Here is a 13,029-nt window from a genome sequence, read left to right as displayed (position 1 = left end):
AGCAAACGTCACTCGCGCCTCACGACAGTAAGGCGCGGTTGCTGTCAGGTCGCGACTCGCAGGGATTCATGGCGAAGCCATGTACACCGCACCCGATTGCGCAGCGCGTGCAGCCATTCAAGCTACAAACTGCCAATGCCGGAGGTCGAGGGGCCCTCCCCTCGCCTTTCTCTGGGGGATTCAAAGGGGGTATTCTCTTCGGAAAGAGAATGCCCCCTTTGGTGTCGCGGCGTGCACGCCGCTCTCCCTCCCGCGCTTACGCGGGAAAAGGTGCAGCCCTTTCGGGCTATCCTTCCCTCCGCGCGGCGCGCGGAAAGCACCTGCGCCCCTGCGGGCGCAAAAAAAGAGCACCCTTACGGGTGCTCTTTTTCAAATCGCTGAAAATTAGCCGAACAGGGACATCAGGACGCCTGCGGCGATAGCGGAACCGATAACACCTGCAACGTTCGGGCCCATGGCGTGCATGAGCAGGAAGTTGGAGGGGTTCTCCTTCTGGCCGACGACCTGAGAAACACGGGCGGCCATAGGAACGGCGGAAACGCCGGCGGAACCGATCAGCGGGTTGATCTTTTCCTTCAGGAACAGGTTCATGAGCTTGGCCAGCAGCACGCCGCCCGCGGTGCCGAAACCGAACGCGACGATACCCATTGCCATGATCTCAAGGGTCTGAACGGAAAGGAAAGTGGTGGCGGTGGCGGTAGCACCGACGGTGAAGCCGAGGAAGATGGTGACGATGTTCATCAGCTCGTTACCGGCGGTCTTCTGCAGACGGTCCACAACGCCGGACTCCTTGAACAGGTTACCGAGCATCAGGCACGCGATCAAAGGAGCGGCAGAGGGAACGAGCAGCGCCACGAACACGGTGATCATAATGGGGAAGATGATCTTCTCGCGCTTGCTGACCTGACGCAGCGGGCGCATGACAATGCGGCGCTCTTCCTTGGTGGTCAGAGCCTTCATGATGGGGGGCTGAATGACCGGGACGAGGGCCATGTAAGAATAAGCGGCAACGGCGATAGGACCGAGCAGCTCGGGAGCGAGACGGGAGGTGACGAAGATCGCGGTCGGGCCGTCAGCGCCGCCGATGATACCGATGGAGGCGGACTGGCTGTAGGTGAAGCCCATCAGCTGGGTGCCGACATAGGTCATGAAGATACCGAGCTGAGCGGCAGCGCCGAGCAGCAGGGACTTGGGGTTCGCGATCAGGGGACCGAAGTCGGTCATCGTGCCGACGCCCATGAAGATCAGGCAGGGGTAGATGCCGAGCTTAACGCCGAGGTACAGAACGTCGAGCAGACCGAGGCTAACGGTGCTGCCGACCGCCCACGGGGCAAGCACCGCATCGGCTACACCGGCTTCCGACATCTCTGTCAGGAATTCCTGCGTGATGGGCGCTCCTCCGAAGAGGTCCCAGTGGACATGTCCTCCGGCGAACAGGATCTCGTGGAACATGTCCGCACCGGGAAGGTTGGTGCACAGCATACCGAACGCGATGGGCAGGAGCAGCAGCGGCTCAAAGCCCTTCACGATGGCCAGATACAGCAGGACAAAGGAAATGGCAATCATGATGAGGCATTTCCAGTTGCCTTCCTGACCGAACATATAGAAGCCGGTCTGCTGCATGAAATTGATAATAGCAGCCATTTATGTTTCTTTTCCTTTCACAGTTAATTCAGGGGAATGCTGTTATTTAGCCGATGACGCACAGAACGTCGCCGGGGTTGACAGCAGCGCCCTTGGCAACTGCGACGGAGGAAATGGTACCAGCGCAGGGAGCGAAGATCTCGTTTTCCATCTTCATGGCCTCGAGGATGAAGAGGAGATCGCCCTCCTTGACAGCCTGACCGGCGGCGACCTTCACATCGAGGATGGTGCCGGGCATCGGGCTGGTGACAGTGCCGGCACCGGCGGGAGCAGCAGCGGCAGGAGCCGGAGCAGCAGCGGGCGCGGGAGCAGCGGCAGGAGCGGGAGCAGCAGCGCGGGCAACGGGAGCAGCGGCAGCGCGGGAGACGGGAGCGGAAGCCATACGGCTGCCGCCGGCGGCGGACTCGACGGTGACTTCGTAGGTGGTACCGTTAACGGTGACATTGTACTGCTTGATCATGTTTGTTCTCTCCTAAAAATTAAATTAGATTTTTTTAATGTTGACGATGTTCATGCTGCGGGACGAGATACCGACCTCTTCCGAGAGAGCGGCAGTGATCGCGGCCACGATCTCAGGCTGCATGCCCTGCGGCTTGGGAGCCGGCGCGGGGGCGGCAGCAGGAGCGGCGGCAGCGGCGGCCGGTGCTTTCTCTTTGCCCTTGAGGATCGCACCCATTGCCATAGTGAGGAAAATGATGCAGATCAGGCCAAAGAACACCGTGCCAATACCCATCAGGGTAACGAACAGGCTGCTGTATTCCATTTCTTCCTTTTACCTTTCAATATTGGATTATAGCAAAGCGATTGCAGGAATTGCAAGCGCGTATGCACATTTTGCGCGTTTTTAACGGCTTTCCCGCCTGCCTTGTACGGCAGGCGGGAAAATAGACTTTCCTTACTGCACAGAGAGCACGTCGGCAAACGCCTGGATGGCGGTCGCCGCCTGGCCGAAGTCGCGCATCTGTTGGTCGATGCCGAGCTTGATGAAGGGGATCCCAGCGGCGTCGAGCGCCTTCTTGAGGTACGGGAACTCCATCTCCTCGGGATCGCAGAACTGCTGCATGAACAGCACCAGGCCCTGCGCGCCGGACTCCTTGACCATGTTGGCCACGAACTCGCCGCGGCGGTTCTGGTTGGACTGCGGATCGTAGAGCAGGACGTCGTAGTCGATGTTGGTGAACTGATCGACGAGCGCCATCATCGGGTCGCCCTCTTCGCTCGCGTCGGTGCGGAAGGCACGGGACTCGTGGGCGACATCGTCCGCCGCGATGGCGACGTTGTTGTCCTTGAAGATCTTGAGCAGCGTCGGGTTGTCGCAGATGATGCCGGAGGTAACGACCTTCACGCCGTTCCACTTGGCAGCGGGCAGCGCCTTGAGCTCGGCGTTGAGGGCTTCGAGCTTCTCGGTGTACTCGGCCTTATCCATGAACCAGGCAGCCTTGAGGACGGCCGAGCGCATGATCGGGTCGACGACGTCGCAGTGGTCGCTTGCGAGCTTGACGAACTCACGGCGGGCAGCGCGGGACTTGTTGTAGACCTTGATGGCCGCAGCGATGTCCTCGCTCTTGATCTCGTGACCGGCGATCTTTTCAAGACCGGCCTTGACGTTGTTGTACTGATCCAGGCAGAACTGCTTGCCCCAGTCGGCAAAGCGGTTCTGAGGATGGGCGAGGAAGATGCACGGCAGCTTCTCACTCATGGCGACGCGGATGTTCTGGCTCATGGGGCGCAGCGTGTCGCAGATGGTCGGGGTGATAACGCCGTCCAGCAGATCCATCGTGCCGTCGAGCAGCATCTCGAGGTCGAGCTGGGCGATGGTGCAATAGAAGGTCGCGCAGTATTCCTTGGAGCGCTGCTCGGTCTTGTCGTTGCTGCCCCACATGCCGAACGGCATCATACCGGCGGCGTAAACCAGCTCTTCGGGGGCGTAATAAGGCATCACGCCGATGCACTTTTTGCCTGCGTCCTTATAGGCCTTGAGCTGGCCCTTGGGATTGGCGGCAACAGCGGAAAATTCATTAACGATAGCTTCGATACTCATTTTTGCACGCCTCCTTAGTCTTTCTTGTTGGCTTCCATAGCCTCGACCAGACCCTGCACGCGGGTCGCGTACTGCGCTTCGTTGAAGTTGCGCGGGTCAGCCTGGTCGCCGTCGAAACCGGCGCAGGGCACGCCGAGGTCAGCGGTGAAGCGGCGCTGCATTTCAGCCATGTAACCGGACCAGGGCTTGCAGGAGCGGTTGTAGTGGACGAGCACGCCGTCGACCTTGTTGTCGCGGCAGATGCCCTCGCGCCAGGCAACGCCCTGCTCGATGCAGACGGAGTTCGGAGCCTTGTAGTAAGCGCGGGCCATTTCGTCCATGTTGTTGTAAACAAAGCCGAACGCGGGCGCGTACACAACTGCGGTGACGTTGATGCCGTTCTCCTTGAGGGGCTTAAAGAGGTTCGGGAGCTTCGGCCAGCAGGGGATGCCCTCGAACATGACGCGGTACTGCTCGGGGAAGGGCAGCGTGGAGGTGCCTTCCTCAATGTTCTTCTGCAGGTCCTTGGACAGGAGTTCGAAGGCGTCGGCAGCAGCTTCCTTGCCGCGGGCAGTGACGACGTCGGCCATGTGGTTAAACAGGTCGAAGCCGCTCATCGGGGCGGGCTTGTACTGCAGGAAGTCGCAGACCTTCAGCCAGTTCTGCGCGGTGCGGTTCGCGTGCTTGCAGGCAAGCTCGAACTTCTTCTCGTCGAACTTCTTGCCGGTGAGCTTTTCGAGCTCATGGATGGCGTTGTCGAACTGGGCGCGGACGTACTTGACAGCGGAATCGCTGACTTCCACGGTGTTGTTGTAGGGGATATCGACCATGATGAGGGGGATGTTGCACATACGGGCGATATTCTCGTACCACTTGGTCATGCAGTTGCAGATGTTGTTGCAGCACAGGACGAAGTCCGGCTGGGGGATGCGCATCTGCTTGTAGGGCTTGATGGCCTCGCGGCGGAAGTTCTTGTAGGCGATCTCCTTCTCGGTGGTCTCGGGCAGAGCCTCGATCTCGTGGATATCGTCCAGAACCGTGTAGGGGACCTGCGTCTTGGGGTCCTTCTTGGGCTTGCCGGTCTCAGGATCGATAACGACCTTGCCGTTTTCGTCCTTGAGGGGCTTGCCGCTGTTGGGGTCGATGATGAACTCGAGCGTTTCGGGGTCGAACTTGCGGCTGGCGCGCTTACCGGCGGCGTAAGCCAGGGAGATACGTGCGTAACCGCAGATATCGTTGTCGAAGCCGAGATCCTCGGCAGCCTGGCACATGATCTCACCGTCGCGCTGGGCGGCGATACCGGCAGCCTGGTTCTCGGGATACATCACGTTGAGGTCAAAGGCCTCAGCAAGCTCACAGGGGAACTTGGAGCTGGACCAACCGACCAGCTTACCCTGCTTCTTCGCTTCACGGGCGTCGGCATAGACGTCATCGACGACCTTGCGCAGAGCAAGCACGCCGGGACTGACTTGTTTAGCCATGATTGATTCCTCCTAATGCGATATAGAAAAATTTGATAACGAATGACGGGGATTATTTGTTCTTCAAAGCCTTCTGGTAGGCAAACAGAGCGGCGCCGAGCGCACCGTTATACTGCGTGAGGGGCGTGGTGTGGATCTCGTGGCCGAGCTGCTCCTGAAGGGCTTTCACGATGCCGTGGTTCTGTGCGACACCGCCGGTCATCACCACGTCGTCGCGCACACCGATGCGGTGGCAGAGGCCGGAAACGCGGCCCGCGACGGACTTGTGGATGCCGTGGATGATGTCGCACTTGTTTGTGCCCATGGCGAGCTGCGAGATGACCTCGCTCTCGGCAAAGACCGTGCAGGTCGAGCTGATACCGACCTCCTTGGTCGACTTGTCGCCAAGATCGCCCAGTTCTTCGACCTTCACCTCAAGCACGCGGGCCATGACATCGAGGAAGCGGCCGGTACCGGCTGCGCACTTGTCGTTCATGACGAAATTTTTCATCATGCCGTTCTCGATCTCGATGACCTTCACGTCCTGCCCGCCGATATCGACGACCGTGCGCACGTTCGGGAACAGGAACGCCGCGCCCTTGGCGTGGCAGGAAAGCTCGCTCATCTGCATGTCGGCAAGGCCGTCAAGGCTGTTGCGCCCGTAGCCCGTGGCAAGGACGAAGTCCATCTGCTCGCGCGTCATGCCCGCGTTTTCCAACACCTGAGCGATCGCGCGGGATGGACCCGACGTGCCCGTGCCGACAGCGACGAGGGACTTGGCGACGATCTCGCTGCCGTCTTTTAAGATCACACATTTCGACGCGGTGGAGCCGACGTCGATACCCATGGTAAAAATGCTCATTGTACTCTCCGTTTGCCTTCCCGTGCGCTGCGCGGTTCTTGCCTCCGCGCAGCGCCGAGAAAAGCATTGTTGTGATATTTTACTGCGCGTTCAGGGCGTCGTAGTCGCGGATGACGCGCGGCAGCAGCATCTGATGGACCGGGCAGATGCTCTCGGGGTTCTGATAGCAGGCGTTGGCGAAGGCCTGGATGTAGGGACGGATGTCGTTCATGTCGACGATCTCGTCGGTCAGGCCTGCCTTGGCGCAGAACTTCGGGCTGGACTTCTTGGCGTAGTCCTGGATCAGCGCGTTCATCTTGTCGATGGTGGGCTGCAGATCCTCGCCGGCCTTCTCTTCCTTCACGAGACGGCGGGCATACATGGCGGCCGCAGCGGTCTCGCCGTGCATGACGTAGATCTCGGTGGTAGCGGTGCCGATGGAGAAGGCGTTGTTGTCGTTGCCCTGCGGGCCGCCGAGGACGTAGTGCGCCGCGGCGGTGCCCTTGCGGAGCGTGATCTCCATCATCGGCAGCTTGCTGGACTGGATGGAGTAGATCAGGCTCTGGCCGAGGCCGAGGAGCTCAGCGCGCTCGGCGTCGTTGCCGACGTCGATACCGGTGGTATCCTGGACCCACAGCATCGGGATGCGGTCACGCGCGCAGAGGGTGACAAATTCGTTCATCTTGATGAGGCCCTGACGGTACAGCTTGCCGCCCACGCCCATCGCCTGGCCGTAAGTCGCCATCTTGTACTCGGGGTAGTTCATCAGCATGCCCTGATAGTTGGCGACAACGCCGACGAGCAGACCGTCGATCTTGGCAAGGCCGGTGATCATCTCGGGGCCGTAGCCGTGCTTGTACTCCATGAACTCGGAGCCGTCGAAAAGACGCGCCAGAACTTCGACCATGTCGTAGGAGCGCTTCTGGTTGAACGGAACGATGCTGTAGAGGTCGTTGGCGTCGAACAGGGGCTCCTTGGGATCGTCGACGCGGAAGAACTCGGGATCGTAAGCGGGCAGCATGTCGATGTACTTGCGGATACCGGCGAGCACGCCCTCTTCATCGGCGTAGACCTCGCGGAAGAAGCCGGTCTCGCCATAGTGGATGGCGACAGTGCCGGGGATGTCGCTCTTGAGGTTCTTCTGCGCCTTGATGAGCGCCTCAGCAGCCTCCTTGTCGACATGCCCCTTGGGGCTCATACCGCCGACGATACCGGCGCCGCCGACTGCCATGTTGGCGTCCTGATGCGCGATCAGGATGGTCGGGGAGATGGAGTGATAGCCGCCGCCGGCGGGGTTCGTGCCGTAGATGCCGACGATGACGGGCACGCCCATCTGGTTGAGCTCGCTGTTGCGATAGAACGGCGTACCGCCGCCGCGGCGGTTGGGGTACACCTTCTCCTGCTCGTCGAGCTTAACGCCGGAGCAGTTCAGCACGTACACGAGGGGGATGCGCAGGCGCTTGGCCGTGTCGCTGCCGCGCAGCAGGCTGTCGGCCTGGCCGGGGACCCAGGCGCCGGCGAGCTTCTTGTTGTCGCTCGCGATGATGACGGCCCATTTGCCGTCGATACGGCCGAGGCCCTTGACGATGCCAACGCTGCCGTTCTTGTTGTCCTGGGGGTTATAGAGGCTGTTGAGGGGGCACCAGGTGCCTTCGTCAACGAGCTCCATGATGCGCTGCATCGCCGTCCACTGGCCGGACTCGTTGAGCGCCTCGGTGCTCTTACCGGCTTCGAGGGCAGCCTCTCGGATCTCGTGGATCTCCTGCTCCACCGCCTGGATCTCAGCGGCGTTGTCCTCGTGGAATGCGCTCAGATCCTTGCCGATGACCGGCATGCTCTGGAAGTAAGAGGGCATGGAATATTCGCTCATATTAAGTTCTCCTTCTTAAATCGAAATAACAAATTACTTATCCTTGGGAACCTTGATGAATGCCTGACCCGGGTCGATCTCCTCACGGATGAGGCGGATGATCTCCGGAGAGGGACCTTCCATCAACTCGGCGCGGGAGACGTCGATCTCGAAGCCGGTGTTCTCCTGAACCATCTCGGGAGAGGAGAACGGATAGTAGTAAGCGAGGTACATGCGCTTGGTCTCTTCATCAAACTTCATGATGCCGAGGTCAGTGACGACCATCTGAGGACCGCGGTTGCCGGGCAGGCCCGCGCGCTCACGGCCTCCGGGGCCGTCCATCCAGCCGCAGGAGGTGATGTAGTCGACATGGTCCATGAAGCGGCGCTTCTGGTGCTGCATCATGATGATGGTGTTGCAGTAGGTGGCAATGCCGTTGGCGCCGCCGGAACCGGTGAAGCGGGTGGTGGGCTGCAGGTAGTCGCCCTTGCCGAAAATGCAGGTGGAGTTCACGTTGCCGTACGGGTCGATCTGCGCGCCGCCGATGAAGGCGACGAGACGATCCTCGTCGTGCAGCCACTCGTTGGCCTCGAAGCCGACGAAGCGGATGTTGGGCCACTGCACGGCGCAGTGCGCCATGAAGCGGTTATCGCCGACGGAACGGGGGACCTCAACGGGGTCGCAGTCCATCAGACCCGACTCGACGATGGGGTGGCAGCTGGGGCAGACCGCGCGCTTGGCAAGGGACGCACCGATCAGCGGCAGGCCCGTACCAACGATGACGATCTGGTTTTCCTTGATATTCTTAGCAATGGCATACGCCTGCATTTCCTGCTTGGTATACTTCGTATAATCAGACATTTCTATTTAGCCTCCCAAACCTTAATGTGTAGTGGAATAGCCGAGGTGCGGCTCGTTCTTCAGGCGCATCAGACGGCTGCCGCCGAGCTTATCGAGCAGAGCGGACTGATCTTCGCAGCTGTAGACCCACTTCTCGACGAAGTCCTTGAAGGTCTCGGGAACCTTTTCGCCGCTCTTGGCGAGCTCGAAGGCCTTCTGGGCGTTTTCGGCGGCGAGCTTGAGCTTCTCGTCCTCGGGAGCCTTCTCCAGCGCCTTGGCAGCCTTGGCCGCAGCCTTTTCAAGCTGCTTGACGGCATCCTCGGCATCCTGATACTTGGAGGCCTTGTCGTATTCCTTCAGGCCGGCGTCGTCGTCGTCATAGTAATCATAGCACTGAGAGGGCCATGCGCCGTAAGGAGCCTTGACGACCGCCTGCACGCACTCGCCGAAGATACGGGTCTTGGTCGGGTCGCGGCGGATGAACTCGTCGGAGACGATCTCCTCGCAGGTGACGATGGTCTTGCGCGCGGCGATCGCGATGTCGATATCATGGAACTCATCGCCCATGATGATGCAGGTGCCGTCCGGAGAGGCCTGCTGGACGTGGATGATGGCGGTGTCGATCTTGGGCACGGGCACGGCTACGACCTTCTGCCCCGGCACCATCGGGTTCTCGATCTCGGCGCACTTGAGATTTTCGATCTTGGGCATGGTCTTGCGCTTTTCCTCGCTGATGCCCCAGAACTTCATCAGGCCGCTGCCCTGCATCAGGCGGACCGGCAGGAACGGAAGGCCGAGAGAAGAGGCGTGCAGCATGAGCATCAACACGTCCTGAGAATAGTCCTCATACGTGAGCTTGCCCTGCTCGATGGCAGCGCGGAAGCGGCGGGAAACGTTGGTGTAGCCGGAGTTAGCGGTGTAGCAGTTGATGTAAGCAGCCACGCGGCCCTCGCCGATGAGCATATCGACTTCGCCGCCGCCGGGGCCGGCATAAACGATGAAGTCCTTCTGACCCTGACGCAGGATCTCACTAACCGTGGCATACGGCTTACGGTTGGTGGTGAAACCGCCGATCGCAAGAGTATCGCCATTCTCGACGTACTTTGCAACGGCATCGTGCAGTGACATGACCTTATTCAAGATAAAACCCTCCCTGATTTTGATAAACATTTTTATCGCCGAAGAGCCCTCTCTGCTTGCATGGATTCCGTCAAAAATTCTTCGAAAGATGCTCATACAGGCTTCAGTGTAAATTATAGTGGAACTTCCTCGCAAAATCAATGAAAACCCGTTCAGAAAGCGAAAAAAAACTGAACAAATTTTAGTGGCGCTTTTTGTCGTTTCCGTGGAGACGTTTCACATTCTTTTTGTACAAAGCATGTAATTTGCAAGATTTCCTGCAAGTTTTCTGTCGTGACAGTGCAAAAAAGCGTCGGAGGGGAGACCCTCCGGCGCTTTTACCTGTTCCTTTAGTCACTTGCTGTGCTGCATCGCGTCATAGCGCTGCATCAGCACCGCCATCTGCTCGCGCGTTAAAAAGCTAAAGCTGCGGTACTGTTTGTTCCCCGCCTCGTCTCCCGCGATCAGGCCGTTTTTCTCCGCCCAGGCGCGCGCCTCTGCGCTCCAGCCTGCCGGCGTCTGCTGCGCCAGTCTTTTCAGGTAGTTTTCCATCATCGCGTCAAACTGCTGTTGCGTCATCTCTTCCTCCTCATAGCGCGGCATGGGCGGCGGATAGCGCTTCGCGCGGATCATCGCGCTCGTGTACGTGGCGCCCGCATCCCACTGAAAATGTGGCCGGTCGGGAAAGCTCCCCCAGTCTCCTCCCCAGGAAAATCCGAGCATTTTCCCAATCTCTCCGACCCTTATAAAGAACGCAGGATCGTCGTACTCGTGCCCCGCCTCATTTTTGCAGATATCAAAGGCCAATCCTGCATGCTCGGCGTGGAACGACGGCGTCACCGCTCCTTTGGCCGCGTAGCCCTTCTCGGCGAGCATCCGCTGATACTCCGCATCGCGCACCGTTTCCGTCACCAGTACGCGCAGCCCCTCGCGCTCAGCAAGCGCGATCATCGTCCGGCAGTTTGCCGCTACGTCAGCGCGCAGATCGTCAATGTCACGGCTGTGGCGCATGTCAGTTCTCCTCCTGCGTCTTGCCGTTCTGCGTGCCGAAGTAGAACGCGATCACCATGAGATACACCGTGTTGAACTCCTGCGTCACCTTTGTCTGCACCGTCAGCACGCAGAAGGTGACCGTCAGGCAGATCGTCACCAGACTCTTCACGCTCAGAAGGTTCGCCAGTCTCTTTTTCAGAAGTTCCATTCCCTCACCTCTCGCAATCCGGCCCGCGGCACACCGTTTCGTACGTCACGCCGCCGGCCGTGTTTTCCGCCTTAGCTTTGGCGTAGTAGCAGGCGGCGCTCGTCCCGTAAGCGCCCCACGCCGCCGTCACCATCGTCGCGATCCACGGGAGCGTGCCCATAAAGCCCAGTTCGATCGCGAGCTTCGCGATCCCGAAGCCCTGATACGTCGTATAGAGCACGATCGCGCTTTCGAGCAGCAGCAACAGTTTGGAAAAGCTCGTGCGTTTCCTTTTCATAAGCTCCCCCCTGTCATCAGCAGGGAGATCGCCGCCCCGATGAGCACGTACAGCACGCGGTCGATCATCGCATCCCAGCGCTTTCCGCCCTTCTGCGTGATGGTCTTCACGTCCGCCTTGATCTCCTTGACGTCCGTCTCCACGCCCTTTTCGCGCGAGGCGAGCACCTCCACTGCCGTTACCAGCTTATTCAGGTCCTTCTGCTGCTGTTCCAGCTTTTCGATGCGGTGCGTGTTCGACTTGGCGCGCTGCTCGGTCTCCGTCAGCTTGACCGAGATCTCCTGTTCCGTCATTCTTCCTCCGGCACCGCCTTTTCAAAGCTCTCCCACGTGTGGTGCGTGTCCTCCACACTCTGCCACGTGAATCCCACTCTCTCGCACTCGAGCCACGTCAGATACCGGAAGTAGAACTCCACCAGCAAATGGCACGGGATGATATCGAGGATGATGCTCTCCACCTGCGAAAACTCATCCGGCACGCCCACGGTGTTCGGGAACCAGACCTTGACCGTTCCCTTTTTCTCCGTCTCCTCCGCCAGCGCCTTGATGCCGCAGCCGCTGAGCGTCGAGTTGATCGCATCCAGCGTGAAGCTGTCGGCGTTGATGCGCGCGAGCGCCGCGATGGCCTCGCGCCGCAGCGCAGTCGAAACGCTGACCGGGCAGCGGGAAAAGAGCTTCTCCCGCCTTGCAAGGCCCTCGCCCTCCGCCGTCTGCAAAAGGCCCTCCTGCTCGGCGTATTCCATAGCGCCGTCCGCTTCATCCAGCACCGCGCCCGCTGCGTACAGCTCTCCGCCGCTCAGCGTGCCGCGCTCGGTGCGGTAAACGCGCATCGGCTCCAAAAGGCGGCAGAGATAGTCATAATACATCATGCCTCACCCGCCCCGATCTCCGTGATCGTCACCGTGCCGAGCACCGGTAGCTCCGTCGCGCTCACGCTCACATCCTCGTCCGGCGTGAGCAGGTGACAGTTCTTCACGCCCTCCACACCGTAGAGGATGCTCGCGAGCTTCGCCGTATACACCGCTTCACCCAGCCGCTCGCCGGCGAAGTACGCCTGCAGCGCCGCCGTCGCCGCATCGGTGATCTCCTGCATCGTCCAGCCCTGCTCCGCCGTCAGCTCCGCGCTCATGTTGACGGTCTTCTCTGTCGGTGCCTTGACCTCCACATCCACCGCGATCTCGCGCTTTTTCTGCAAGACCGCCTCGATCTCGCCGAGCAGCTTCTCATCCGGCGCGCCCGCGTGCGTCGAAACATACACATCCACCGTGCCGATGCCGCGGGCGCGGCCGACCGCTTTCGCCGCCGCCACGTTCGGAAAGCTCATCGCCTCCTGCTCGTAAAACGCCGCGTTCGCGCCGTTCGGCAAACGCTTGTAGCTCTCGAGCACGCGCTCGCGCAGCTTTTCGTCGCTCTCCTCGTCGCTGCCGCCGGAAAACGCCTCAGGATTTGTGCACTGCGTGATGCCCACCGGATACACGGACATCAGATGGATCGCGCCCGCGATGGCGTTGCCGCTCGCCCCGCCTCCACGGCGCTCGCCGGCACATCCACATACGTTTCGCCCTTTGCAAGCGTCGCCTTCTCCGTCGTCTCAAAGCGCACACCGCCGCTCGTCATCGCCACACTTCCCGCGTCAATCTCATAATCCGTCACCGCCGCCGACGGCGCGGAAAAGCGCAGCACGCCCGTCGCCTTCGCCGCCGGAAGGCGCGTCAGCGCCCGCATCTCGGCGTGATAATCAAGATACTGCCCCACCGCCGTCTGCGGAAAGCTCTGATC

The 13,029-nt window shown here is 60.2% G+C and carries 14 protein-coding genes and 1 pseudogene; all 15 read right to left on the bottom strand.

Annotated elements, in window-relative coordinates; genetic code table 11:
* Window positions 1–384: 384 nt before the first annotated feature.
* On the bottom strand, window positions 385–1,644 hold the full coding sequence (locus NI20_RS0104345) for a sodium ion-translocating decarboxylase subunit beta (protein ID WP_033120222.1): 1,260 nt from the start codon (window positions 1,642–1,644) through the stop codon (window positions 385–387).
* 46 nt (window positions 1,645–1,690) lie between these two features.
* Window positions 1,691–2,101 carry a biotin/lipoyl-containing protein gene (locus NI20_RS0104340; protein ID WP_033120230.1) on the bottom strand — a complete coding sequence of 137 codons (411 nt, stop codon included), beginning with the start codon at window positions 2,099–2,101 and terminating at the stop codon, window positions 1,691–1,693.
* Window positions 2,102–2,128: 27 nt separating this feature from the next.
* Window positions 2,129–2,407 carry an OadG family protein gene (locus tag NI20_RS0104335; RefSeq protein ID WP_033120221.1) on the bottom strand — a complete coding sequence of 93 codons (279 nt, stop codon included), beginning with the start codon at window positions 2,405–2,407 and terminating at the stop codon, window positions 2,129–2,131.
* A gap of 132 nt (window positions 2,408–2,539) precedes the next feature.
* Window positions 2,540–3,685, bottom strand: coding sequence for a (R)-2-hydroxyglutaryl-CoA dehydratase subunit beta (hgdB, locus tag NI20_RS0104330; RefSeq protein ID WP_033120220.1), 1,146 nt, complete (start codon window positions 3,683–3,685; stop codon window positions 2,540–2,542).
* Between the two features lie 14 nt (window positions 3,686–3,699).
* Window positions 3,700–5,145, bottom strand: a complete 1,446-nt coding sequence (gene hgdA / locus NI20_RS0104325) for a (R)-2-hydroxyglutaryl-CoA dehydratase subunit alpha (RefSeq protein WP_033120219.1) — start codon at window positions 5,143–5,145, stop codon at window positions 3,700–3,702.
* Window positions 5,146–5,197: 52 nt separating this feature from the next.
* Window positions 5,198–5,986 (bottom strand): (R)-2-hydroxyglutaryl-CoA dehydratase activase HgdC, encoded by a 789-nt coding sequence (gene hgdC / locus NI20_RS0104320; protein ID WP_033120218.1) that lies wholly within the window; start codon window positions 5,984–5,986, stop codon window positions 5,198–5,200.
* Between the two features lie 79 nt (window positions 5,987–6,065).
* Window positions 6,066–7,835: an acyl-CoA carboxylase subunit beta gene (locus NI20_RS0104315; protein WP_033120217.1), complete on the bottom strand. Its 1,770-nt coding sequence runs from the start codon at window positions 7,833–7,835 to the stop codon at window positions 6,066–6,068.
* Window positions 7,836–7,868: 33 nt separating this feature from the next.
* A complete protein-coding gene (gene gctB, locus NI20_RS0104310; protein ID WP_033120216.1) occupies window positions 7,869–8,675 on the bottom strand; it encodes a glutaconate CoA-transferase subunit B in 807 nt (268 codons plus the stop codon).
* Between the two features lie 21 nt (window positions 8,676–8,696).
* Window positions 8,697–9,794 carry a CoA transferase subunit A gene (locus NI20_RS0104305; RefSeq protein ID WP_033120215.1) on the bottom strand — a complete coding sequence of 366 codons (1,098 nt, stop codon included), beginning with the start codon at window positions 9,792–9,794 and terminating at the stop codon, window positions 8,697–8,699.
* A gap of 333 nt (window positions 9,795–10,127) precedes the next feature.
* A complete protein-coding gene (locus NI20_RS14055) occupies window positions 10,128–10,784 on the bottom strand; it encodes a M15 family metallopeptidase (RefSeq protein ID WP_052084424.1) in 657 nt (218 codons plus the stop codon).
* Between the two features lies 1 nt (window position 10,785).
* Window positions 10,786–10,974 carry a hypothetical protein gene (locus NI20_RS0104295; RefSeq protein ID WP_033120214.1) on the bottom strand — a complete coding sequence of 63 codons (189 nt, stop codon included), beginning with the start codon at window positions 10,972–10,974 and terminating at the stop codon, window positions 10,786–10,788.
* 4 nt (window positions 10,975–10,978) lie between these two features.
* On the bottom strand, window positions 10,979–11,251 hold the full coding sequence (locus NI20_RS0104290) for a hypothetical protein (RefSeq protein ID WP_033120213.1): 273 nt from the start codon (window positions 11,249–11,251) through the stop codon (window positions 10,979–10,981).
* Window positions 11,248–11,544, bottom strand: coding sequence for a hypothetical protein (locus NI20_RS0104285; protein ID WP_033120212.1), 297 nt, complete (start codon window positions 11,542–11,544; stop codon window positions 11,248–11,250). The genes NI20_RS0104290 and NI20_RS0104285 overlap by 4 nt, the downstream gene beginning before the upstream one ends.
* On the bottom strand, window positions 11,541–12,119 hold the full coding sequence (locus tag NI20_RS0104280; RefSeq protein WP_033120211.1) for a hypothetical protein: 579 nt from the start codon (window positions 12,117–12,119) through the stop codon (window positions 11,541–11,543). Before NI20_RS0104280 ends, NI20_RS0104285 begins: the two co-directional genes overlap by 4 nt.
* Window positions 12,116–12,975, bottom strand: a pseudogene (locus NI20_RS13785) (baseplate J/gp47 family protein). The gene NI20_RS0104280 and the pseudogene NI20_RS13785 overlap by 4 nt, the downstream one beginning before the upstream one ends.
* Between the last annotated feature and the right edge of the window lie 54 nt (window positions 12,976–13,029).

Source organism: Oscillibacter sp. ER4 (genome assembly GCF_000765235.1).
Lineage (GTDB): Bacteria > Bacillota > Clostridia > Oscillospirales > Oscillospiraceae > Hominicoprocola > Hominicoprocola fusiformis.
Note: the sequence above shows the minus strand (reverse complement) of the source record. Positions and strands in the feature narration are given on the sequence as shown.